A 23,485-nucleotide genomic window follows, 5' to 3' on the forward strand; every position below is an offset into this window, starting at 1 on the left:
TTTTGATGAACGCATATGTAGTCCTCATTTCTTGGGAGTTTTGAGACTACTATATGCGTTTTTTTGTTGATTTACCAACATGTTTAGACATTTTCCTCTAGGAAAAAATTAACTAGCACCACGGGTAATACTGTTTGTTTTAGTAGTCCAATATACACATCGGCTTCTTTTTCATAAACAACTACCTTACACGGTAAAAAGTAGCCAACTTCAATACGTTTTTCCAATACTTCTTTTGCTTGTTTTGGATTACATATTTCTAATACCTCAAAATTTGTAGGGAAATCTAACCCTTTAGATTTAATTTTTCTTTAAAATTAACTTGATACAATACACCAAATTCTCTTTCTTTGAGTTTCTCAATGAGTGCTTCTGTTGCCGCTTGGAATGATTTAGTTGTTTTAACTTCATACATAAAGTTCACTTATATTCCTCCATTTTTCATTTCATGTATATTTTGTGGAATCGACTTTTTTAGAATCTGCTTTGAATATTTTATCTATTAAAGCTTCTTTGATAATAGTGTCCATGATTTGGAATTCTTATTGGATAGAAATTTCTTTCTAGAACATGATTTCGTCGAAAGTTCTCATTGGTTGAGGATAGGCATGTTCAAAACAATCAGTCCGATATCCTTTTAATCCAGTTGCTGCACTATATAAAAAATTTCATCATAGTTTCGCCCTAGTCGTTCCAAAGATTCGATGACAAAAATATCCTTCTTCCTTAAAAAATGAAGTTCTTTTTGCAATTATTCTCGTGAGGTCTTCTTTTAACTACATAAAATTGTAACCACTGGTTTTAAGAGTAGTGTATCATCCCAAATCATATAATTAATTGACTGCGATTGTTATAAAACTCACGGTAAGCCATATAACTAGCAATAAATGAAGAAATCGCAGTAACTGAAATCAACATAAACATCACAACAATTTGGTAACGAATCGCTTGAACAGGATCAATTCCCGCAAAAATCAACCCTGACATCATACCTGGTAGGCTGACAAGTCCAACCGTTTTTGTTCGGTCAATAGAAGGAGCCATGCCCGTTTTGACGCTTTCTCTTACAATACTCATGGACGCTTGTTTTTTATTGGCTCCCAATGCCAATTTTTCCAATACCTGTTGGCGTTGGTCCGTAAATTTTGAATTCAAAGACCGATAGGTCACTCCAATCGCAGTCATGGCGTTGCTGGCAATCATGCCTGTAATTGGAACGATTTGGGAAGGGGTCCAGTCAATGACTCCTGAAAAAACAAGAATGAGTAAGGACAAGGCTGTTCCTACTCCAATAGCCGTCGTTGAAATTTTAAAAGAGCGGTTGATCCCCTCACTGCGTGTATGGGCGTTATAAGAAGCGTTGAACACAATGAACAAAACCATCGCTAAAGTGAGAAAGTTGTTATCCACTCGTAATACGTAGCTCAATACATATCCAATAAGGAATAATTGAACGACAGCGCGAATTCCCGCAATAAAAATGTCGTTTCCTAATCCCAATTTCTCTTTGTAATCAATCAACAAGGCAACTATCAAGAGGACAGAGGATAAAAGCAAAGAAAGATTACTGATTTCCAAATTGTTTGTCATTTCGATTCCTCCATTTTTCCACCTTTGATAGTAATCAGACGAGAAGCTTGGTCGATTTCTTCCTGGTTGTGAGTGACGGCCAACACCGTAGTTTGTTGGTCTTTCATCATGTCTCGGACTAAATCAAGGACAATCGCTCTGTTTTCTTGGTCCAATGAACTGGTAACTTCATCCAGGAGCAACACTTTCGGTTGATACATCAAATTTCGGACCAATGCAACCCGTTGTTTTTCCCCTCCTGATAGTTCCTTGACCTCTTTCGATAAGTAAGTTTCAGGTATTTGAACTCGTTCTAACAATTTTTTTGCACGTTCCCGATCAAATCCTTCTTCTCTTATGCGGGCAGGAAAAGACAAGTTCTCTTGAACTGTCTCATCGAATAGAGAAGCGTTTTGAAAGAAATAAGAGACTTCTTTTCTATACTCCACAGGATCGATTTTTTGCAGATCCGTACCTCGATAATAAATTTTTCCGGAAGTTGGGGAAAGCAGCGTACCAATTAATTTCAAAAGGGTACTTTTTCCACTTCCAGAAGGACCAGAAAAAACAATCACTTCCCCTTTGTTTACTGTAAAAGAGATATCTTGAAGGATTTGGTTTCCGTTTGCCTGAAAACCAACCTTCTCTAATTGAAACAATGAATCACTCATACCACTTCTCTCCTTTATAAAAAAGACCTGCACCAGTGGACCATCCCATACGGGTGCAGGGCTTTTGTTTCATCCTAGTGTACCTCAGTGTTCGTTTGGATCGTTTTTGGCGTCTTCATGAGTAGGGTGAACCGTTCCTTCAAGGTGATCTGGACCAGCATAAATGGTATACAGTCTGAGCGGCTTATCACCGGTGTTTTCGATGTTGTGCCACATGTCCGCCGGAACAAATACGGCGTCATCATCCATCACTTTTTGTTGAACATGTAAGTTATCTTTAGAAGGCCCCATTTTACACACTCCTTCTCCTTCTTCAATACGGATAAATTGGTCAATGCCTTCGTGCACTTCCAAACCGATGTCATCGCCCGGTTGAATGGACATTACGGTGACTTGCAGTTTACTGCCTGTCCAAATGGTCGTCCGGTAATTATCATTTCCTGTGGTGGCGTCTTCAATATTAATGATATACGGCTTCTTCCCATGATCCTTGTAGTCTATTTCCATCTTCCATTCCTCCTAGTCTTTGTACTGAAACAATGATACCTACTTCTTATTTATAATAATTCTAATTAATGGTACCACATCTAAAAATTCTATGCAAAAAAATTGGCTTTTTGGAGAGCGATTCTAAACAAAGACCATATAACGCGCAATTACAATTGGTACCCCTTAATCCTCAGCACATAAAGGAAAAAATATGGAATCAAAAAATAACCGATATGTACTCTGGTTATGACTTGAATCAGGGAGAATTTCAGAGACGACACATCATATTTTTTAGTTTACACTTGTAAACTAACTAGCGTACATTAAGTTTATGCTCACTATCAAGCGTTATCAATCCTTTAGACTCTTATCAATTTCGAAAGAAAGTAGCAAGGTTATTGATTGTGACTGTAAAAGTGGGGTGTTCCTATAAGCACATTAAACTATCTTTTCTAATTTATCATGCTATTTAAATTCTGTTTTTTCATGAGAATTTTTGTCCAAAACTTGTTAAAATGCTTTTAAAAAATACTTACATACACAATCCCCAAAAGACACTAATGTCATTTCAGTCAAAAAAGATACCGCAGAAAATTTCCACCTGAGATTCAATACGATATTACTCTCTTGACAGCCAGCTTAATTCCTTAGTTGAATAGATTATTAAAGTGCACAAAAAAACAATGCGGCGTTTGTTATATTTTCTGGTATAAGCGATGGTGCTATAAACTTTTTTGCAGATTAAAAATCATATGAATTTAACTCCAGTAATAAGAGTTTAAGTGCCAATGCATGCATGATTCTTTCAATTTCCGTTTTATGAGTAGACAGAGCGATTCCTTCATTGCATTGGAAAATGAGTTTGTTTCTCGTAATATGTATGCTCTCATTTTTGGTTGCATAGTATTCTCTCCATTCGTCTTCATACATAAGAACGCCTCCTTTGATCATCCTATATTTAAGTCCTTCGTTATTAATATACGTAAAAAGTTGGTATTTTATTTTTATTTTCTCTCTCTTTAAAAAAACTGAAAAAAGAGCGGTTTACAGGCATTTTCATGGATAGTTACCCATAGATCAATCTGAAATGAGCGTAGAACTTCCCTCTCAAACACTGGTTTTTTAGAGAAATACGAAATATTAGGGTTATTTGCAGAATAGCTACTTATTCTTACAAAGCAACAAGCGAGCAAAAGAAAAATTCCTTTCAAGCGTTTTTTGGCGGTACACTATTTTAGCGACAGGCAAGCTAGCAAATATTTTTTACAACTGGTTTGACTGTCGGCGACGACAGCCCACAGCCAAAAATAAAGAAGTCAAGGACTGTGAGGGTGGAGATTTTTTGGTGGTCTGCCAAAAAATACTTACCCGTTCCTTGACTTATTTAAGTGTTATTCAGTTTTAGGCTATTACAACTGGGTGACTGAGACGATTTTGGGGGCTTGCCCCTTTTTTCCAAAAGGGGCAAGGTCTAGATCTTGTGTTTTTATTTTTTTGGAAATTCAAAAGCTAATTTCATTTCGTCATTCAGTGTTAACTTTGCCGAGAAATTGCTTCCTTTTTTACTTTTGAACCCTTTGATTAAACTCGTTTCTCTTTTGCTTAATAAATCTTGGACATTTTTCTTTGTGAGTGCTTTTTGGCTCCATCTTTTAGGAAGCGTAAATTTGCAACCGTCTTTGTAGCCCGAGCAGCCATAAAATTTTCCTTTGTCTACTACGCTGTTTTGACATTTCGGACACGTACCCATCACATTTTCTTGTTCCATATGACCGGCTACATCTGCAATGTTTTCTTTTTTGTCTTGGAAGTTTTGTGGCACTTTTTCAATGAGGTGCTGCACAAACCGCTCGATACTGCCTAAAAAAGCTTCTTGTGTGCCTTGTTGGCTTCGGATCTTTTTCAAATAGCGTTCCCATTGGGCAGTCATGCCGGCATTGGCGATTTCGTCCTCTGCAATTATGCGGCACAACAATTCGCCTTTTTCTGTCACATAGATTTTACTCTTACTGATCGTGATGTAGTCCTGTTTCTTCAAGGTTTCAATGATACTGGCTCTAGTGGCCTCGGTTCCAATCCCTTCGGTTTCTTTAAGAATGTCTTTGCTGTCTTTATCGTCCATTGCCCGTCCGACATGTTTCATGGCGGTTAGCAGTGTGCCCTCTGTATAGTAATTGGGTGGTTGGGTTTTCCCTTCCTTTGTTTCAAGGGCGAAAGCCACTGAATCATTGACGGTTACTTCTGGTAAAAGTGGGTCGTCCTTGTCTTTTTCTTCCTGTTTATATAGTCGTTTCCATCCACGCTCTTTTTCTGTCTTCCCTTTTGATTGGAACAGAACCTGATTGATCGCTGTATCAATGGTGGTTTCGTCATAGATATACGGCTTTTCAAAAATTGCGAGGGTACGATACAAGACCAGAAGATAAATGTTTTTTTCGTCTTTCGTTACATCACTGAGCTTCGGCAATGTCTTCGTTGGAATAATCGCATAGTGTTCTTGTACTTTGCTTCCATCTACATACCGTTTATTTTCGTTTAGCTGCGGTTCGGAAATGCCCACTCCTGCTAGTTCGAGATACCGACTGAGGTTGCTTTTCAGGTAGTCAAATTCGGGGCTACCAATATAATTGGTATCGCTTCTTGGATAAGAAAGCACCTTTTTTTCATAGAGTTTTTGAGCGATCGAAAGCGTTTTGTCGGCACTGTACTTAAAGCGTTTGTTCGCGAAAGATTGTAAATCAGACAAGCTAAAGAGTTTCGGCGCATACTGCCGTTTTTCTTCCACTTTGACATTTGTTACTTCGGCATTCTCCGCTTGCTCTAGCTGATTGGTTTCTTTGAACCCGTCAAGGTTTTCGAGTGTATCAAACTGCTCTTTGTATTTCCCTTTGTACTTACCATTCGAGTGTGTGAAAGTGGCATACAACTCATAAAATGGCTTGCTGACGAAATGTTTGATTTCTTCGTTGCGTTGGTAAATCAAGAACAAAGTCGGGGGTTGGACGCGTCCAACGCTAAACACGCCTCTCATGCCGTTTTTCTGCATATAAAGCGTGTAAAGACGGGTGAGATTGATTCCTACCAGCCAATCAGCGATTTGTCGGGTTTCTGCTTCTTTGTAAGTGGAATAAAACGCCTGTCCGTCCTTCAGATTTTGAAATCCTTTTTTGATTTCGCTAGTTTCAAGCGAGTTGATCCATAAACGTTTAATGGTTTTCCGGCTATTTCCCGAAAGGTTGATAATCAAGCGGGCGATTGCTTCACCTTCTCGGTCGCTGTCGGTCGCAATCACGATTGTTTCCGCTTCATCTAAATGCTTTTTGACGATCTTGTATACCTGTCAATACGGATTGAACTGTTGTTAATGCTCCGGAAATTCTTCCTTGAATATCTCCTGCAGCTGCACCTAAATATAAAGTTTGGAAATTATTTTGTAGAAAATTCATAGCTCATTCTCCTTTATTTTTCTTCTTCTCTTTGTAAAGCTATTGTTTGTTCTTGCTTTTGTTCTCTATGTTGGTCTTGCTGTTTTTTAAGCTGTTGAGCCAATTCCTCTTTATCATCTTTATATGGAGTGAGTCGTTTCAACTTATCGCTTTGAAATGTACCGATAAAATATTTTTTATCTCCGTTTTCGTCTTCTCTTTCAAACACGTATCATAGATATAAATGTAATGGCATAGTGCGGGTTTTATTTTCAGCCTGTATCGTAGCTAAACAAATCGAGTTGTGTGTCCGTTTTGGGGCGTTCTGCTAGCTTGTTTAAAGTCTCTTGAATGAATGTATGCTCTAAGTCAAAAGAATTTGTCAGCGCCTTTATATAGCTTTCTTTTTCTTCTTTTTTTACTTTAATGATCGATAGCAACAATGATTTAACACTAGCAAGTTGAATACCACCATTTCTTCCTGATTTAATCTTAAAGAAAATTTCCTGGTTCGCTTTCAGTACCTTCAGCAATTTATCTAATGTCCGCTCAGGAATGCCTAGCGTTTCTCTAATCTCTTTTTTAGTCGTCACCAAATAAGGCTTGTATACATCGCTTTTTTCGCTAATATAAGCCATTAAATCTTTTTTCCATTCTGACAAATGAACACGTTGACGTTCGCTTCTTTTTTTCTTGAATTTAAACCACCCTTGACGGACAAATAAATCTTTACTGGTTAAATCACTTGATACCCAAGCTTTGCAAAGAATGGTAATGTATTCCCTATTAGCCCCTTGATAGTTTTCTGAATAGGCACTTCTAACAATTTTGATTACTTCTTTTTCTTCTAAGGGTTGATCTAATCGATTATTAAACTCAAACATATTATATTCGCACGTTTCGATTGAATAGCCTGAACTAAAGTAAGCTAAAGAGAGGGTAAACATAACGCTATTGCGCCCTACTAAACCCTTTTCTCCTAAAAATTTCGTTTCGTGCAATAAGAGATTAAACCAGGGTTCATCTACTTGTTTTTTGCCTTTTGTACCGCTTAAAACCGTTAGACTTGAACGAGTAAAGCCCTTATTATCTGTTTGTTTGAAAGACCAATCTTGCCATTCTTTGAAAGAATAACGGTAATTGGGATCAAAAAATTCTACATTGTCCGTTCTTGGTATGCGAGCAATCCCAAAATGATTGCACGTTAGATCAACTGGCAAAGACTTTCCAAAATATTCTCGGATATTATGCGAGATTATTTTGGCTGCTTTGACAGATTTAAATTCTGATTTTGAAGTCACATAGACTGGAGTTTCTAAAACAAAATATGCTTGATAACCTTTATCAGATTTGATAATCATAGTAGGCATAAAACCTAAATCAATAGCTGTTGTTAAAATATCACTTGCTGAAATAGTTTCTTTTGCCGTGTGAATATCAAAATCAATAAAGAATGTATTGATTTGTCTTAAATTATTTTCAGAATGCCCTTTAGTATATGAGCGATTTTCGTCTGCATATGTTCCATAACGATAAACGTTGGGTGTCCAATGCGTAAATGTATCTTTGTTTTCGTGAATCGCTTCTTCGGAAGTCAGAACAACGCCACGTCCGCCAATCATGCTTGATTTTGAGCGATACGCAAAAATAGCCCCTTTGCTTTTACCTGGCTTGGTAGTGATTGACCGACTGTGCGTGCGGATGTAAAGTATTTAATTCAACCTATATAGTATAAGAAAGTTTAAACTTTACATATATTTTTCTTGTACAAGGATTAGTTCTTCTTGTCTATGATAAAATTTATTAAACAGTTTGAAAGGAAAAACTATTCAAAGAAAGTGGGCGATAACAATGGGATTTTGGTATTTTTTAACGTTAGCTGTCGGTATAACTTTGTTGATCATAAGTGTTTCAAATAAAGAAGTATCTAGATCAACCAAATTCGTAATAGCCTGTTTTGTTTTAGGGATCTTGTTAGTCATAGGTAGTCTACTTTTATTTTTACCAGGCAGCTCTTCGATTATTGAGCAACTACTTCAACTAAATTAGCTTCGTTATTAAAAGCCGACTTTCTAAAAAAAGAAAATCGGTTTTTATTTGTACTGGTCGAAAAAATTTTTTCTACGGCTGATTTTGACTTTATTTTAGATCCAGCTGAACGATCAGCGGCTCCCCTTCTTGCGTTGCTTCATCCAACATTAAAGAATAAACATCGGCATCCTCTTTCGTGATACGCACCTGTTGCGCACTCATTTCTCCAGCACCCACTTCTTGAATACGCATCATTTGGTTCTCTGGATCCACGCTATTGATAAAGTAATAATTTTCCATGACTTTCCTCTTTCTCCTAATTGAATAGGTCTGACTCTTGACTCATTTTTGCTTGTTCGATTTCACGCTGCAGCTTTTCAAAAGCTACTTTATTTTTGAATTGATCAAATTCATTGCTCGTCACCCGTTCCAGGTGTTTGACTTGATTTGTGACCGACCGACGATACTTTACCGATGATCGATAGAAATAAAGTAAGAGACTTTTTCGAAAATAGCCATCATCTATTCCACTTTTTTAATTTGGTATTTGTTGCGATTAGCTCATAATGATCGATTATATTGGAATAACTGACGTGATCGGATGCTACATAAACAAGGACTTGATTTGAATCCAATCCTTCATATTTGAGATCAAAAACGACGAAATAGGTTTGATCATCGTTCGTATAAACACTTAGATCTTCTATGCTAATTTTGGCATCTTCAAGGTCCATATCCCCAATCGATTGCGTCATTTCCTAGTTATATTCATCAGTAATCAACTTCATTTCGTTCAGAAGTCCCACTAAATGTCATGCCAGGTACGAAAATTGAATGACTTCGCCAACAACTGGCATCAGACCTATCCCAAGTTAATCAAAAATCTGCTTAAAATGCCGAATCTGCTCACTTTCATGGATTTCCCACCAGCTATTCGCGGTTCATTGTATTCAACCAACTTCATTGAGAACTTTAACAAACATCTCAAACGCAACACCAACCACAAAGAACAATTTCCAACGGAAGATTCACTGGATCGATTCCTGGTTTCTCAGTTTAATGTCTACAACGAGAAGTCTATGAAGCGAATCCATCGCGGATTCAAAGGACTTCAGGACACCCTGGAATCATCCTTTATTTAAATTAACTACATATTATATGTACGGAGGCATTTCATTTACACAAGATTCTTGACGCTACCCATATTACTCAATAGATTAATATCAAATGGTGAAAATCAACGAAAAAAGGAGATCTATCAAGCAATCTCCTTCCCAATAAATCTCCTCTTATATAAAGTTATTTATGAACACTGATTTAAGCTAAGCTGCCGATATCACAATCTCAGCATCCACTAAATCAGCCTTCAAGTTTTTGACATCTAAGTGGTCAAGGTAGAAATCTGTTACCTTATCACGAATTTGTTGTTCAATTACTCGCCGTAATGGCCGCGCACCCATTGCTTCATCATAGCCTTGTTCCATCAGCCAATCTTTGGCCGCTTTAGTTACCTCAAGTTTGATGGATTTTTTGGCTAAAGTTTTTTGTACATCCGCCAACATCAAATCGACAATTTGACTTAAGTCTTGCTTAGTCAGATGTGAAAATTCCACGATTCCATTAAAACGGTTCAGAAATTCTGGGCGGAAAAATGGTGCTAACTTATCCATTAATGACTGATCTCGTTGCTTGTCACCACTTAATGCTTCATTACCAAATCCAGCATTAGAAGTAGCAATAATAATCGTATTTTTGAAATTAATGACATTGCCTTGTCCATCCGTTAAGCGCCCATCATCCATCACTTGTAACAGTAACGTTAATACTTGTGGATCAGCCTTTTCAATTTCATCTAATAATACAATGGAATATGGATTACGCCGAACCCGTTCAGTTAGAGTATTAGCATTATCTTCATAGCCTACGTATCCAGCCGAGGTACCAATTAATTTCGACACAGCTGTACGATCAGCATATTCACTCATATCTAGCCGAATAATCGCATTTTCATTTCCAAACATATCTAAGGCTAATTGCTTAGCTAATTCAGTCTTTCCTACGCCAGTTGGGCCCACAAATAGAAAACTTCCAATCGGCTGATCCCCCTCTGAAAAGCCCGCACGGTTACGCCGAATTGCTTTTGCTACCATTTCAACCGCTTCATCTTGACCGATTACCTTACTTTTCAGACGCTTATCAAGATTTTTCAAGCGCTCAATATCATTAGCGCCCATATCAGAAACTGGTATACCAGTTAAACGTTCAACCGATTGTGCCACATCATCAATCGTGGCAGTGATTTTTTCTTTTTGATCCGTTTCTTTAATTTTTTGCTTGGTTTCCTCGATCGACTTCTTGATATCAGCGGCTTTTGTAAAGTCCTCCGCTTTAATGGCGGCCTCCTTAGCTGCCTCTAATTTTTTAAGGCGTTGATCCAATGTCTCAACATCAGTTTGCGAATTTTTAGCCGCTAAATGAGCCGCAGTCATGTCGATCAAATCGATAGCTTTATCTGGCAAAGTGCGTTGTGGTATATATTGGATTGAATAATCCACAGCCGCCTTCAAAACATCATCTGGTAATACAACATGATGATGTTTTTCGTACAGCTCTTTAACACCTTGTAATATACGTAAAGTGTCAGCGGCCGTCGGTTCATTAATCACAACATCATTGAATCGCCGTGCTAAAGCCGCATTTTTCAAAATAGTATTGCGATATTCATCTTGAGTCGTAGCCCCGATTACACTCAGCTCGCCACGTGACAAAGCAGGTTTAATGATATCAGCCAATCCTTTGCCACCATCTTCACCACCAGTGGCACCCGTGCCGAGAATCTGATGAATTTCATCGAAGAATAGAATAATATTACCAGCTGCTTTAACTTCCTCTACCAGCTGTTTAATATTTTCTTCAAAAGAACCGCGATATTGAGTTCCCGCTTCCAAAGACGATAAATCAATCGAATAGATTTCTTTATCTTGAATCGTTTCTGGAACTTTACCAGCCACAATTGCTTGTGCCAGACCTTCGACGACTGCAGTTTTACCTACACCGGCATCACCAACTAAGATTGCATTATTTTTCGTTCTACGACTCAAAATTTCTGCAGTTTCTTGAATCTCTTTCTCACGTCCAATCACTGGATCTAGTAATCCATCACGAGCCTGTTCCGTCAAATTAGTCCCTAACTTTTCTAAAATCCCTCCTTTTTTAACAGCCTGTTTACCATCTTTAGATACTTCTATTGTTTTATTATTTTGGGGTAGCTTACCAGTTGCTCGGTATTGAGCAAACTCATCCGGTGTCAACGATTGTCCATTAACTAAATACCGTGCACGCCCCGAATTTTGATTATCCATGCGCCGAAATAATTGATTGAAAACATCATCCATATCATTGTTGAAAAAAGGATCATTTCCGTAGAAATTTGCCATATTACCACACCTCCATAAAAATTTATATGTGTAACTTAGTGACCATAATATCCTTTAAAACTACGACTGAATTGTATCACAATTTTTATGTATCGCTAAGTAAAGTGCTTATAGAATCAATTAGAAATAATTAGGATATTTTGTTTAAACAATAGTAAAGAAGTGTTAAGCGTATCAGACTAAGACTTTGCTTTTTCGTGGGCTTCGATTGCCAGAACGTCCTTTGAAACTTCGTTCAATTCATTACCTCATTTCTTTTATTATTTATGATACGGATTAAAGCGTACTCTTTGCTCAAAAAAAAATTGTTAATAGGAACTTGATACAGATTAGACAGCTCATTTAAAAGAGAAAATGGAATATCAGAACTATCTATTTCATATTTGGACAACGTTTGAAAATGCACATCAGCAGCTTTAGCGGCTTCTTTGCTAGTGAATCCAGCATTAACGCGCGCTGCCTTTAACGACATAGCAGATTATTTTGGCGTATTGAAGTCTACGATTGATCCGCGGTATGGCGAGATACCGAAAAATTTAATACCTGTTAAAAAATATAGACAGATTCCTGTTTTGGAAGAAATTGCTTGTGGAGATCCTATTTTAGCTGAAGAAAATATTGAAGAATATAGAGAAGAGATAGACGAAAACTTGCCCACTGGTGAAGTCTTTTATTTAAAAATCAGAGGTAATAGCATGGTTCCTACAATCCCTTCTGATAGTTACGTGTTGATTCGAAGACAACCAGTTGTGGAAGATGGAGAAATTGCACCAGTTATAGTAAACGGCGACTCTGAAGCGACTCTCAAAAGAGTTAAACATGTTAATGATGTTGTAATGCTAATGCCCGATAATAATGATTATCATCCTTATATCATTGATGAAAATAATCCAGCAAGAATTTTGGGTAAAGCGGTAAAAGTAAGTTTTGACCTATAAAAAATACCCCATTCGCAGTTGGAGCTGCGGCTAGGGTTCTCATTTCCGAGACTGTGTATATTATTATATCAGAGATGGGGATGAAAAATGAAAATATTGTACGAATATTATTACTTTCAATAGGCGCTTTTCTTGTATTTATAGGTTTATTTGGTGGAATCATAGCAAGTGGAGATTTTTTATCAGGTGGATTTTCTGTCGTGGTAGGAATTCTTTTCTTGAGTTTTTCTCATAAAATGAAAGAAATCATCAAAGAACAAACGATAGAAAAAAATGAAGATGCTACTATTCAAAACCCTGATAAAGAAAACGTTATCGAAAACAAAATAGATATTGATGATTTGATTAAAAACCAGTAAATATAACCAGTCCTACCCCTCCCTCGAAATCAAAAAAAGCAGATAAAAAGAGTCCAACTTACATTAAAGCTCGTAAACTGGTTGATGATTACGTCGTAATAGATTTCGAAACCACTGGATTAAGTCCGTTGGATAGCGAAATTATCCAAATTGGTGCTATAAAATATGAATCAAACGAAGAAATTGATCGCATATATCAAAATATTAAACCATTTAGATCAAACATCCCTAAAAGAATAACTAAGATAACTGGATTAGAATTAGAAGATGTCGTAAATATGCCCACATTTGAAGACTTTTCACCTCAGCTAATGTCGTTCATTAGTTGTTATACTCTTGTCGCTCATAACGCACCTTTTGATTTAAAGTTTTTGCTGCATCAATTAAATGAAAATAATATTGAATTAAATCAACGAATCCGTGTAATTGATACTTTACCTTTAGCACGAAGACATTTCGAAACTCCGAATCACAAACTAATAACTTTAAAAGATTATCTCAATTTAGATAATAATTCACACGATGCTTTAGAAGACTGTTTAGTTACAAACAAAGTTTATCAATACATTAAACACGAAAACAATAAAATAGTACAAGTCTCAAATTAGTAGATTAATACACTTGTTTTTTAGAATTGTAAATAACTCATAAAAAATATTTTGACTTTCAAAATCACTTTTGCTACCAGAAGTTGAGGCGAAGTGTTTTAAGCATAGTTGTACCCTAGTTTGACCGTTAAAAATAAATAACGATCGCTAGAGTGCAACTATGTTTGTTTGCCCTACCGTCAGCGTCGGCTTGGCCTCTCACATCCATTACCGTCGGGATTATCTCCGTTACATACCCTTACAAAATACGCCCTGTAAGCATTGCATGAAACCACCGTGCATTTGCACCGTATTTCCGCCCTAGCCGTTCAAATCGGTCGCTACCACCATTCAGAAACACGTGCGGTAATGGTTACACGTTGCTGTCTCCTAGCATTAGTTATTGCAGCGGCTAATGCTTAACCTTTCTACTTTATCGATAATTTAATATCAGGCAGCTTGGCTCCTACCTCTGATACTATTCGTATGTCTTACAAACAGAATCGTACCAAGCTTTATATTAGTTTTATGGATAGGCTACAATTAACTAGACAGAAAAATTAAGGTGTGTAGACTAGAAGAAAACATACCAGGAGGAATTTTTATGTCTAAGAGAACACGAAGAACTTTTTCACAAGAATTCAAGCAACAAATCGTCAATCTTTACTTAGCTGGAAAGCCACGTGTAGAAATCATTCGAGAATATGAACTAACGGCTTCAGCATTTGACAAATGGGTAAAGCAATCTAAAACGAGTGGTTCATTCAAAGAAAAAGATAATCTTACGCCTGAACAAAAAGAATTGTTAGAACTACGTAAAAGAAACCAGCAATTAGAAATGGAAAATGATATTTTAAAGCAAGCAGCGCTGATATTCGGACGAAGAGACAAGTAATCGATGCGAATAAGCATCTTTACCCTATATCAGCGATGTGCAGAATATTAGGTCTATCACGTCAGTCCTATTATTATCAATCAAAACCAAAGAAAGACGAATCAGAACTTGAAGAAGTAGTCGCTGAAGAATTTATCCGCAGCCGAAAGGCCTACGGCTCAAGAAAAATAAAAAAAGCCTTATCAAAATGAGGCATTCAGATCAGCCGACGAAAAATTAGTAGAATCATGAAAAATAGAGGATTAAAATCGAGCTATACTGTTGCTTATTTTAAAGTACATCATTCTACTTGCAATGAAGCCAAAACGACAAACGTATTGAATCGTAAATTCTTAAGAGACAACCCATTAGAAGCGATCGTAACAGACTTGACTTATGTACGAGTCGGGAAAAAATGGAATTATGTCTGTTTCATTTTGGATCTGTTCAATCGAGAAATTCTCGGCTATTCTTGTGGAGAACATAAAGATGCCGTTCTAGTAAAAAAAGCATTTAGCTGTATCAAACAACCTCTGACAGAGGTTGAGATTTTTCATACTGATCGTGGAAAAGAGTTTGATAACCAAGCTATTGATGAATTATTAACAACTTTTGACATCAATCAATCATTGAGTCATAAAGGCTGTCCTTTTGATAATGCCGTAGCTGAATCAACTTATAAGTCGTTGAAAGTAGAATTTGTCTATCAATACACATTTGAAACCTTACAACAATTGGATTTGGAGTTATTTGACTATGTCAATTGGTGGAACCACCTTCGGTTGCACGGTACACTTGGCTACGAGACACCGGTTGGTTACTGTAACCAGAGATTGGCGCAGCGAATCCTTGATAATGAGCTCGGATGTGCTAACGCTAGCGAGGCAGTCTAACTTTAACTGTTAGCTCCTGCCGAAGATCGTCACATCCGAGGAGGCTCATTGTCAAGGACAATCGGAATAGCATACGGAAAGAAGTTCTGCACCTTATAAAATTTGTCAAAAAAACTGTTGCCATTCCAAAACGCTATATTTAAGATTTCAAACAACTATATTAATAGGAAGAAAACTTCATTTTTCCTCTTAGTTCTATAAAAAGTGTGGCTAATTTGAGGCAAAATATTAAATTAAATTTGCCACAAATTAATGGCTCCACTATTATTTTAAATCAAGAAGTAGTAAATAATCTTATTTTTTTACTACCAGACTGTCTTTAGATATTAGCTTTTCGTCACCCACTACAGTTGACATAGACCCACAAAAAACTTAAAAACCTTGCGATGTAAGACTGGCACGGAGAAGACCAATCTATCATCACAAGGTAAGAGTATTCAAATCTTATTGAAGACTCAAATAATAACAAATTTTAATTAAGGATAGTAATATCATAGATTTTTCTAGAAGTTTCTTGAGGTGAAATTTTCGTTACCTGTCTTTTATCTTCTAAGAAATTACCTTCTTCAAGTGAAGTGGAGAGACCACTCCAAGGTTCCAAAGCAATGAATGGACTTTTATTAGTTGTAGACCACAGAATCAAGTTCGGAAAATCATCAAAATCTACTCGAAGACCTTTACCAGACTTCCTTGACTGAAGCGTTACGCTACGAGACTTGAGCTTGTCAAGTGTAATGGCATCATGGGAAAAAAGTGAGTAGTCCAAATCGAGAATCTTTTGATTTTCCAAAAAAGGTGTCCGATCTTGCAAATCTAATAATCCTGTCTCAGGAAAACTCTTTGGTATCGAGCAAGACTCAACCTCACTAAATTCAATATAATAATCCTCATAGTTTTCACCTTCTACTAAAGGACAATTGAATGCTGGATGGGCTCCAATAAAGTAAGGCATTGTTTTTTCCATTTCCAAGTTCGTTACCTGAAATTCGGTTCTAATTGATTTACCATTCAAGGTATAAACAACTCTCAGTTCAAACTGATATAGGTAATTATCAAGCATCTCAGCATTTGGTTTAATACTAAAGGTCACGCTATTATCATTGACTTCTTCCAGAATAAATTCTTCTTTTCGAACAAAACCATGTCTACGAATAAGACCTGTAAAAAAAGGTCTTTCTTGAGGTCTATAAATAGCCCAATCATTTCGTAAACTACCACAGATAGGAAATAGAATAGGCGCCTGTCCATTCCAATAATTTGGATCAGCTTGCCAGAGATACTCTATCCCATCCTTGTCTTTAATCGAAGTCAGTTGACCACCAAGTGTTTTAAACTGAACAGTAAGATACTCGTTTTTTAATTCGATAGTCACAACTAATTCCTTTCTTTTTATTATTGGAAAGGCAAATAATTTACCTCGAAGTGAATAGTCTCACGTATTTCTACATCGAGTGATTGTAAAAATTCCCATTCAAATGCTGATAACTCTAAATCAGAATGGCAAATCCACTCTTTTCCAGTTAAAACATACCATTTACCACATTTTAGCAACGGGGGTAGCTTCAAGCTCAGGAATCATAGGACAATCTTCGAAACTAACAATATATACCTTTTCAAAGCCTGGTCTAAATAAGTGTTGTACTTTTTCTAAAGTATCGGATAACAATTTTTTACATTTTCAAGTAATATTACTCTATCACTTGAGTTTCTGCTACTTTCTTATACCAATGAGCTGATTTCTTAGGATAGCGTTCTTGCGTGTCAAAGTCTACATAGAATAGTCCATAACGTTTTTCGTATCCGTTTGACCATGAGAAGACATCCATAAGTGACCAGATGAAGTAACCTTTAACATTTGCACCATCCGCAATTGCGTCTGATAAAACTTCCAAGTGTTTCTTCACGTAATCAATACGACCATCATCATAAACGGTATTATCTACAAACTCATCTTTGTATCCAAGACCGTTTTCAGTGATGTAAATCTTCTTGTAGTTTGGATAATCATTTTTCACTCGCATGATTTGGTCATACAAGCCTTCAGGATAAATAATCCAGTCCCAATCCGTTCTAGGCACATAATCTGGTGCGATTCGGCGACCAACACCTTTAATCTGGTACTTAGAACTTCCTTTTTCACCCTTACCATTGTGAATGATTTCAGTCTCACCATCAAAGGCTTGCATCCAATCACTCATGTAGTAGTTGATACCAAGGAAATCGTTCAAATCTTTAGCTGCTTCAAGTGCTTGGAAGTCTTCATCACGAAGATCAAGTTCTCCACCATTTTCAGCTAGGATGTGGTTGACCCCTTCCATCGTTTTATCTGAATAGTGTCCAAGGTAGGTTGCATCCAAGATAAATTTGTTATGGATGATATCTTCTAACTCAGCGGCACGAACATCTGCTGGATTTTCTGGATCATAAGGGTATTTGGTTGGCAACGCATGTACTACACCAATTTCGCCTTTATAACCTTTATCTTTATACAATTTCACAGCACGTGCATGAGAAACCATCATATTGTGGTGTGATTGGAAGACTTTGGCAAGATCATATTGAATGCCTGGAGGGAATTTACCAACCAAGTATTGACCATCTCCAATTGGGCCAATTTCATTGAAAGTTGTCCAGTAGTTTACTTCTGGGAACTCTTCAAAACAGAAAGCGGCATAATCTACAAAGTGTTCTATATTTTCGCGGTTTAAGAAATCTCCATCTGAGTGAAGAACTTCTGGTGTGTCAAAGTGGTGCAAAGTCACGAATGGCTCAACATGACGTTTGTGGCACTCGGCAAAAAGGTTATGGTAGAATTCAACACCTTTTTCATTTACTTCGCCATAGCCAGTTGGGAAAATACGAGACCAGGCAATTGAAATACGAATACCATTAACGCCATATTTTTCAGCTAATTCTAAATCAACAGGATATTTATGGTAAAAATCACTTGCAGGCTCTGCTGTGTACCAATAATTGTCTTCAAGATACTTATCCCATGCAACTGGGCCTTTACCATCCGTGTGAGTCGCACCTTCTGCTTGATAAGCAGCTGTAGCACCACCAAAAATAAAATCTTTAGGAAGTGTTTTAGTCATAACTATAAATCCTTTCAAAAAAAGCATTTGAGACGATATTCTGAGTTCCGGAAACCAAGGAAATGAAATGCAATGATATGGTTAACAATATTATAAGGAACTGAAAGAATAATCTCGTCTCAAATAACTTTTACAAATTTATTAATCAAACTGTTGTTGAACAAATGCAAGAGCACCTTGTCCATCACGTGTCAATTTGATATATTGAGCTCCTTCAGTTTTTGCAAGTTTAATGCCCAATTTATCTGTTTCAGCCTTCATATCATCGAAGTTTGAAGCGACCTGTGGAGCCAAGATAACCAAGTCAAACTCTGGCAACATTTCACGGTGAGCACCGTAACCACCCGCTGCCGCTTTGACTGGAACATTGTATTCTGCTGCTGCTTTGTTCAAGGCATTGGCAAGCAAGCCACTTGTACCTCCACCTGCACAAAGAACAAGGACATTAGTTTCTTTTGTGATATTATTGTTTGCTGCTACATCTTCTTTAGCAACGCCTGCTTTTCCAAGAACGGCATCTGCTTTAGCAGTATTGAAGTTTGCAGCTACTTTTTCTTTAAGAGCATCGTTTGTTTTACCAGAACGTTCTTCTTCAAGAATTTGTTCATCGTATACCTTAACAAATGGGTAATAAATGATAGTATCAACAACTACCAAGAGTCCGGCTAAGATAAATGATAGAACTTGGAAGTTAGTACCGAGTACAATTCCCAACGGACCAGGAGTAACCCATGGAAGGTTGGCAGAGAATGAGTTCATGTTCAATGTGTCAACAAAGAATTTAAAGATCCAAACGTTGACAATCGGAGCGAAAATGAACGGTACAAAGAAAATCGGATTCAATACGATTGGTGCACCAAATAAGATTGGCTCATTAACCCCAAAGAATGTTGGAACAACTGAGGCACGTCCGATGGCACGGTTACGTTCTGATTTACAAATCCACATGAACAAGAATGGAACAATCAATGTAGCTCCTGTTCCACCCATGGTAACAATAAACATTTGAGTACCAGAAGTGATAACTTTATCTGCATGTTGTCCAGCTTGGATAAGATGCAAGTTGGCATCGATATTGGCATAAGTGATAGCAGCGATTGCTGGTTCGACAATTGAAGGACCGTGGATACCAACAAACCAGAAGAAGGCATAAGCACCAAAGATAAGTGTAATTCCAAGGTAACCATCTGCAGCTGAGAAGAGAGGAGCAAGAAGGGTACCGATTGATTCTGCAACGGTTACACCAAGAGTTCCCTTAACAATGAGTTCAAATCCATAAAGGAGAACAACCGATACAGTGAATGGAATCAAGTCTTTAAATACTTGAGAGATATTTGGTGGAACCTCTTCAGGCATACGAATAGTAACATTATTTTTCACACAGACCTTGTAAATATTAACTGTCACAAAGGCTGCAATAAATGCTGTCAAAAGACCTTTTGTTCCCGTGAAGGCTGTCAAGAAGCCTCCTTCTTTTGCAGGCTCAGCTGCCATCAAAAGGAACCCTACCATAGACGCTAGCATCGTAGATAAGAAGTTAATCTGATTGGTCGCAGGTAGGTCACGGTTCATTGAGTCCGTCAAAGCTTTAGCGGTAGTACCACCAACAAAGAATGCTAGGATACCCATCGAATAGCTATAAGGAGTCATCAAGAAGGTCTCAATGTCTTTTGACCAGTGGAATCCCCAAGCATTTGGGACATAGGCAATAAGGATAAAGATAGATGAGAAAAGGATGACTGGCATACCAGCGATAAATCCATCACGAATAGCACGAAGATAGATGTTTCGAGAGATTTTCTCAAAGAACGGTTTCCCTTTCTCAATAAGTTCAATGAGTTTATGCATTATTTTGCTCCTCTTTTATAAAGTTCGATGAGGTGATGAATCACATCTTTTAATAAGACAGTAGTCATTAAGTGGTCCTGACCATGCATCATGGTAACGCTGTATGGAAGTTCCTCCCCAGAAGCTTCTCGAGCCAACATAGCTGTCTGAGAATTGTGAGCCTCTGCAATACAGCTTCCTGCTTCTACTGCAAGACTATCTGCCTTAGCGAAATCACCATTTTCAGCCGCTTTAAGCGCTTCTAAAAGTTTAGAGCGAGCATCTCCAGCATAAGCAACAATTTCAAACCCTAAGAGAGTCATCTCTTCTCTGTTCATAACAATATCCTCCGTTTTATGTTTTTACTATACTTTATCAGTCCATGGACTAGCTGTTTTAACAAGAACTTTGTTAAGTTCATCAATATTTTCGAATCCAGTAGTACGCAACCATTCACGTGCTGCTTTTTCACCTTCTTTGATGTAAGGTTCTACAGATCCTGCCCAAGTAGCACGTCCACAAAGCACACCATTAAACTTGGCACCTGAGTCGTGAGCAAATTGCAATGTTTCTTGGAACAATTTAGCAGATACACCTGCACTTAGGTAGATGTATGGAAGGTTAGTCGCTTCTTCTTGTGCTTTAAAGAAGTCAGCAGCTTCAGCTTTACTGTAAACCACTTCACCATCAGCAAAACCTTCGACATATTTAACGTTAACTGGTACTTCTACTTTAAGAACATCAATGTTAAAGCGTGGATCAGAGAAAACTTTCATCGCTTCAATGACTTTGCGAGGTTTCACTTTTGCATATTCAACAGAACCTGCATCTGAGATTTCTTCATCATAAGCAAGGATTTCCAAGAAGAAAGGAATATCTTCAGCGACACATTCAGAACCAACACGTTCAATATAAGCTTGTTTTTGTTGGTTAAGTTCATCTGAGCTGTCTACATCATAGTAAAGCAAGAACTTAACGGCATCAGCGCCTTGCTCTTTGATACGTTTTGCAGACCAAACATCCAAGCAGTCAGGCAAACGTTTTGTACTTGATGTATCATAACCTGTTTTTTCATAGGCAAGAAGAAGACCTGCTTCTTTATCCAATGCTTTTGTTGCTGGAAGTCCATATTCAGGGTCAAGCAACATTGAAGAAGCGTATTTTGTAAGTTCATCAGCAACCAAAACCTTTAGTTCTTCCATTTGAGCTACAGTTGGTTCTGTATCTTGATACTGTGCCATCAAACGTTTCAAAGCACCACGTTGGTCAAATGCCAAAGCTGAGATAACACCGTTTTTATCTGAAATTTTTTCCAAAGATTTGCGTTTCTGTTCTGTAAGTACCATTTTTATACCTCTTTTACTCCAATTTGTGAGTTTAGTGTTTCGTAATTAGTCATATTCACATGCCCTGTCATTGTTTCTTGAGCATTTAACATACCCAATGTCATCGCATGTTTTAATAAGTCAGCGTCACTTTTTTTACTATTTAAAGCTGATGCAATACCAGCTACCGTTGAGTCCCCTGATCCGACTGGATTAACAACTGGGATATCAGGAATATCTACCTTATAGAAAACATCACCATGTTTTGCAAAGGCACCGTTTCGACCTAATGAGACCACTATCCATTCGATACCACTAAAAAGTGACTCTTTAAGAACGTCTTTGAGTTCTTCAATATCTTTTGTTACTTCTTTTCCAAGCAACTGTGAAAGTTCCTCATTATTAGGTTTGATGGCAGTAGGTTTAGCCGACGATTTTAGAACTGTTTCAAGAGGTGTACCTGAACAATCCAAAACGACTGCTACTCCTTCATCCGAAGCAAGTTGGATAAGTTTTTCATAATAATCGTTGGGAAGTCCTGAAGGTAAACTTCCTGAAATTGTCACAACTTCTGATTGTTTAATAAGATTGCTATAGTGGTCAAGAAAGCCTTCTGCTTCTTCATGAGAAGTTGTTGGTCCTTGTTCCAAAATTTCTGTTTGGTTACCCTCGTGTAAGATAGCAATACAGTTTCTAGTGTTTCCTGAGATTTTATAAAAAGCTGGACTAACAGGAGATTGTTCTAATTCGCTTTCAATAAATTCACCAATTTTACCACCTAAGAAACCTGTAGCAGTAACTTTATCACCAGATTCATACAAGACTCTAGTAACATTTAAGCCTTTTCCACCAGCTGTCTTACTAACATCTTTCACCCTATTCACTGTATCAATTTTCAATGTTTCTAGAGGATAAGAGATGTCTACTGAAGGATTTAGTGTGACTGTCAGAATCATTTGTTATACCTTAATCGTGGTAGTCACCACGGTCCCATCTTTCAAGGAATTCTGTAAAGAAATCTTCATCTGCTTGATGTGCATTATGTGTTTCAACGTGTTCGATTTTTGCAATCAATTTTTTATTTTCTTCTGTTGGTTTGTACTCAGCTTCAATGAAAGCTTCAATGATGTCATTCATAAGAAGACCACCAGTAATCATTCCACCGAAACCGATAACATTCGCATTTAACTCTTCTTTTGCATATATAGCTGATGTCATATCACGAACCAACGCTGAGCGAACACCTGGAACTTTATTGACTGCATTGTTAATGCCGACACCTGTACCACAGATACATACTCCCAAGTCTGCTTGACCACTTACTACTGCTTCACCGACTTTTTTACCATAGATAGGGTAGTGAGTACGTGCGTGGTCATATGTCCCGAAATCAAGGACCTCATGTCCTTTTGATTTCAAGAATTCTGATACTGCCATTTTTTCATCTGTGACAATGTGGTCACATCCAATTGCGATTCTCATTCCTTAACTCCTTTTCTTAACACATCTTGTTAAGCATATCTACTCGGATTTGATGACGTCCGCCATCATATTTACCATTGACGAAACCTTTAGCGATGTTTTTAGCAAGCTCATCACCGACGATTTCAGCGCCAACCGTAATCATTCGTGAATTGTTATGTCCACGTGTCATATAAGCTGAGCGTTCATCTGAAACTTCTGCTGCAACCATACCTTTAATTTTAGTTGCTACCATGAATGGACCAGCTCCATAAGCATCAATTACAATACCTAAGTTTTGCTCATCTTTATTTACTTCAGAGGCAACTGCCAAGGTAACATCAACAAAATCTTGTCCGTCCTTAGTCACATCAATTACCTCAAAACCTTCTTCTACAAGAAAATTTTTCACAACATCTTTTAATCTCGTACCTTTGAGATCTGCACCAACAACAATAGCCATTTTGACCACCTCCTAAATTTTAGAAAGAAATGCTACGTAGA

At 37.4% G+C, this 23,485-nt stretch carries 24 protein-coding genes and 4 pseudogenes; 5 read left to right on the forward strand and 23 right to left on the reverse strand.

The window, feature by feature from the left end; genetic code table 11:
• Window positions 1-83 precede the first annotated feature (83 nt).
• The 12 genes from OS139_RS10875 to OS139_RS10930 all read right to left on the reverse strand — a co-directional run bounded on the left by OS139_RS10875 (window position 84) and on the right by OS139_RS10930 (window position 8,940).
• On the reverse strand, window positions 84-305 hold the full coding sequence (locus tag OS139_RS10875; protein WP_224446560.1) for a DUF302 domain-containing protein: 222 nt from the start codon (window positions 303-305) through the stop codon (window positions 84-86).
• Window positions 287-424, reverse strand: a complete 138-nt coding sequence (locus OS139_RS10880) for a hypothetical protein (protein WP_002316088.1) — start codon at window positions 422-424, stop codon at window positions 287-289. Before OS139_RS10880 ends, OS139_RS10875 begins: the two co-directional genes overlap by 19 nt.
• Window positions 425-825: 401 nt before the next feature.
• Window positions 826-1,590 (reverse strand): ABC transporter permease, encoded by a 765-nt coding sequence (locus OS139_RS10885; RefSeq protein WP_002311027.1) that lies wholly within the window; start codon window positions 1,588-1,590, stop codon window positions 826-828.
• Window positions 1,587-2,240 (reverse strand): ABC transporter ATP-binding protein, encoded by a 654-nt coding sequence (locus tag OS139_RS10890; RefSeq protein WP_002307505.1) that lies wholly within the window; start codon window positions 2,238-2,240, stop codon window positions 1,587-1,589. The genes OS139_RS10885 and OS139_RS10890 overlap by 4 nt, the downstream gene beginning before the upstream one ends.
• Before the next feature lie 84 nt (window positions 2,241-2,324).
• On the reverse strand, window positions 2,325-2,747 hold the full coding sequence (locus OS139_RS10895; RefSeq protein ID WP_002307506.1) for a cupin domain-containing protein: 423 nt from the start codon (window positions 2,745-2,747) through the stop codon (window positions 2,325-2,327).
• Between the two features lie 723 nt (window positions 2,748-3,470).
• The gene (locus OS139_RS10900; RefSeq protein ID WP_002311028.1) at window positions 3,471-3,659 is read right to left on the reverse strand and encodes a hypothetical protein; all 189 of its coding nucleotides are present in this window, start codon (window positions 3,657-3,659) and stop codon (window positions 3,471-3,473) included.
• 556 nt (window positions 3,660-4,215) lie between these two features.
• A complete protein-coding gene (gene topB / locus OS139_RS10905) occupies window positions 4,216-6,021 on the reverse strand; it encodes a type IA DNA topoisomerase (RefSeq protein ID WP_325066917.1) in 1,806 nt (601 codons plus the stop codon).
• A 13-nt stretch (window positions 6,022-6,034) separates the two neighbouring features.
• Window positions 6,035-6,175, reverse strand: coding sequence for a hypothetical protein (locus OS139_RS10910; RefSeq protein WP_002316998.1), 141 nt, complete (start codon window positions 6,173-6,175; stop codon window positions 6,035-6,037).
• A 13-nt stretch (window positions 6,176-6,188) separates the two neighbouring features.
• Complete coding sequence (locus OS139_RS10915) at window positions 6,189-6,383, reverse strand: hypothetical protein (RefSeq protein ID WP_002311030.1); 195 nt, start codon at window positions 6,381-6,383, stop codon at window positions 6,189-6,191.
• Window positions 6,384-6,426: 43 nt separating this feature from the next.
• Window positions 6,427-7,776 carry a primase C-terminal domain-containing protein gene (locus OS139_RS10920; protein ID WP_325066919.1) on the reverse strand — a complete coding sequence of 450 codons (1,350 nt, stop codon included), beginning with the start codon at window positions 7,774-7,776 and terminating at the stop codon, window positions 6,427-6,429.
• A gap of 517 nt (window positions 7,777-8,293) precedes the next feature.
• The gene (locus tag OS139_RS10925; protein ID WP_002314345.1) at window positions 8,294-8,485 is read right to left on the reverse strand and encodes a hypothetical protein; all 192 of its coding nucleotides are present in this window, start codon (window positions 8,483-8,485) and stop codon (window positions 8,294-8,296) included.
• A 218-nt stretch (window positions 8,486-8,703) separates the two neighbouring features.
• On the reverse strand, window positions 8,704-8,940 hold the full coding sequence (locus OS139_RS10930) for a hypothetical protein (RefSeq protein ID WP_002341366.1): 237 nt from the start codon (window positions 8,938-8,940) through the stop codon (window positions 8,704-8,706).
• Between the two features lie 72 nt (window positions 8,941-9,012).
• Between OS139_RS10930 and OS139_RS10935 the strand changes: the two are divergent.
• Window positions 9,013-9,327, forward strand: a pseudogene (locus tag OS139_RS10935) (transposase); the annotation flags it as partial.
• A gap of 180 nt (window positions 9,328-9,507) precedes the next feature.
• On the opposite strand, the gene clpL reads toward OS139_RS10935, so the two are convergent.
• Both clpL and OS139_RS10945 read right to left on the reverse strand, forming a co-directional pair.
• The gene (gene clpL, locus OS139_RS10940; protein WP_002343081.1) at window positions 9,508-11,622 is read right to left on the reverse strand and encodes an ATP-dependent protease ClpL; all 2,115 of its coding nucleotides are present in this window, start codon (window positions 11,620-11,622) and stop codon (window positions 9,508-9,510) included.
• A gap of 235 nt (window positions 11,623-11,857) precedes the next feature.
• Window positions 11,858-12,094: a helix-turn-helix domain-containing protein gene (locus tag OS139_RS10945; protein ID WP_077940961.1), complete on the reverse strand. Its 237-nt coding sequence runs from the start codon at window positions 12,092-12,094 to the stop codon at window positions 11,858-11,860.
• Between OS139_RS10945 and OS139_RS10950 the strand changes: the two genes are divergently transcribed.
• The 4 genes and pseudogenes from OS139_RS10950 (at window position 12,057) to OS139_RS10965 (ending at window position 15,273) form a co-directional block, all read left to right on the forward strand.
• A complete protein-coding gene (locus OS139_RS10950) occupies window positions 12,057-12,560 on the forward strand; it encodes a LexA family protein (RefSeq protein ID WP_002308079.1) in 504 nt (167 codons plus the stop codon). The genes OS139_RS10945 and OS139_RS10950 overlap by 38 nt on opposite strands.
• 80 nt (window positions 12,561-12,640) lie before the next feature.
• A pseudogene (locus tag OS139_RS10955) lies at window positions 12,641-13,527 on the forward strand (3'-5' exonuclease).
• Window positions 13,528-13,803: 276 nt separating this feature from the next.
• Window positions 13,804-13,929 (forward strand): hypothetical protein, encoded by a 126-nt coding sequence (locus OS139_RS10960; RefSeq protein ID WP_002356294.1) that lies wholly within the window; start codon window positions 13,804-13,806, stop codon window positions 13,927-13,929.
• 181 nt (window positions 13,930-14,110) lie between these two features.
• Window positions 14,111-15,273, forward strand: a pseudogene (locus OS139_RS10965) (IS3 family transposase).
• 472 nt (window positions 15,274-15,745) lie between these two features.
• Here OS139_RS10965 and OS139_RS10970 read toward each other — a convergent pair.
• The 9 genes and pseudogenes from OS139_RS10970 to lacA all read right to left on the reverse strand — a co-directional run bounded on the left by OS139_RS10970 (window position 15,746) and on the right by lacA (window position 23,444).
• Window positions 15,746-16,645 (reverse strand): aldose 1-epimerase family protein, encoded by a 900-nt coding sequence (locus OS139_RS10970; protein WP_002343084.1) that lies wholly within the window; start codon window positions 16,643-16,645, stop codon window positions 15,746-15,748.
• A gap of 20 nt (window positions 16,646-16,665) precedes the next feature.
• Window positions 16,666-16,939: pseudogene (locus tag OS139_RS10975) on the reverse strand (DUF3884 family protein).
• Window positions 16,940-16,961: 22 nt separating this feature from the next.
• Complete coding sequence (gene lacG, locus OS139_RS10980) at window positions 16,962-18,368, reverse strand: 6-phospho-beta-galactosidase (protein WP_002290548.1); 1,407 nt, start codon at window positions 18,366-18,368, stop codon at window positions 16,962-16,964.
• A gap of 141 nt (window positions 18,369-18,509) precedes the next feature.
• On the reverse strand, window positions 18,510-20,216 hold the full coding sequence (locus OS139_RS10985) for a lactose-specific PTS transporter subunit EIIC (RefSeq protein ID WP_077150578.1): 1,707 nt from the start codon (window positions 20,214-20,216) through the stop codon (window positions 18,510-18,512).
• On the reverse strand, window positions 20,216-20,533 hold the full coding sequence (locus OS139_RS10990) for a PTS lactose/cellobiose transporter subunit IIA (RefSeq protein ID WP_002343086.1): 318 nt from the start codon (window positions 20,531-20,533) through the stop codon (window positions 20,216-20,218). Before OS139_RS10990 ends, OS139_RS10985 begins: the two co-directional genes overlap by 1 nt.
• 27 nt (window positions 20,534-20,560) lie before the next feature.
• Window positions 20,561-21,541: a tagatose-bisphosphate aldolase gene (gene lacD / locus OS139_RS10995; protein WP_002290551.1), complete on the reverse strand. Its 981-nt coding sequence runs from the start codon at window positions 21,539-21,541 to the stop codon at window positions 20,561-20,563.
• Between the two features lie 2 nt (window positions 21,542-21,543).
• Window positions 21,544-22,476, reverse strand: coding sequence for a tagatose-6-phosphate kinase (gene lacC / locus OS139_RS11000; protein WP_077150579.1), 933 nt, complete (start codon window positions 22,474-22,476; stop codon window positions 21,544-21,546).
• 10 nt (window positions 22,477-22,486) lie between these two features.
• Window positions 22,487-23,002 carry a galactose-6-phosphate isomerase subunit LacB gene (lacB, locus tag OS139_RS11005; protein ID WP_002345825.1) on the reverse strand — a complete coding sequence of 172 codons (516 nt, stop codon included), beginning with the start codon at window positions 23,000-23,002 and terminating at the stop codon, window positions 22,487-22,489.
• A gap of 16 nt (window positions 23,003-23,018) precedes the next feature.
• The gene (gene lacA, locus OS139_RS11010; protein ID WP_002290555.1) at window positions 23,019-23,444 is read right to left on the reverse strand and encodes a galactose-6-phosphate isomerase subunit LacA; all 426 of its coding nucleotides are present in this window, start codon (window positions 23,442-23,444) and stop codon (window positions 23,019-23,021) included.
• Window positions 23,445-23,485: the final 41 nt, after the last annotated feature.

The organism is Enterococcus sp. E4-223, from assembly GCF_035727065.1.
GTDB lineage: Bacteria > Bacillota > Bacilli > Lactobacillales > Enterococcaceae > Enterococcus_B > Enterococcus_B faecium.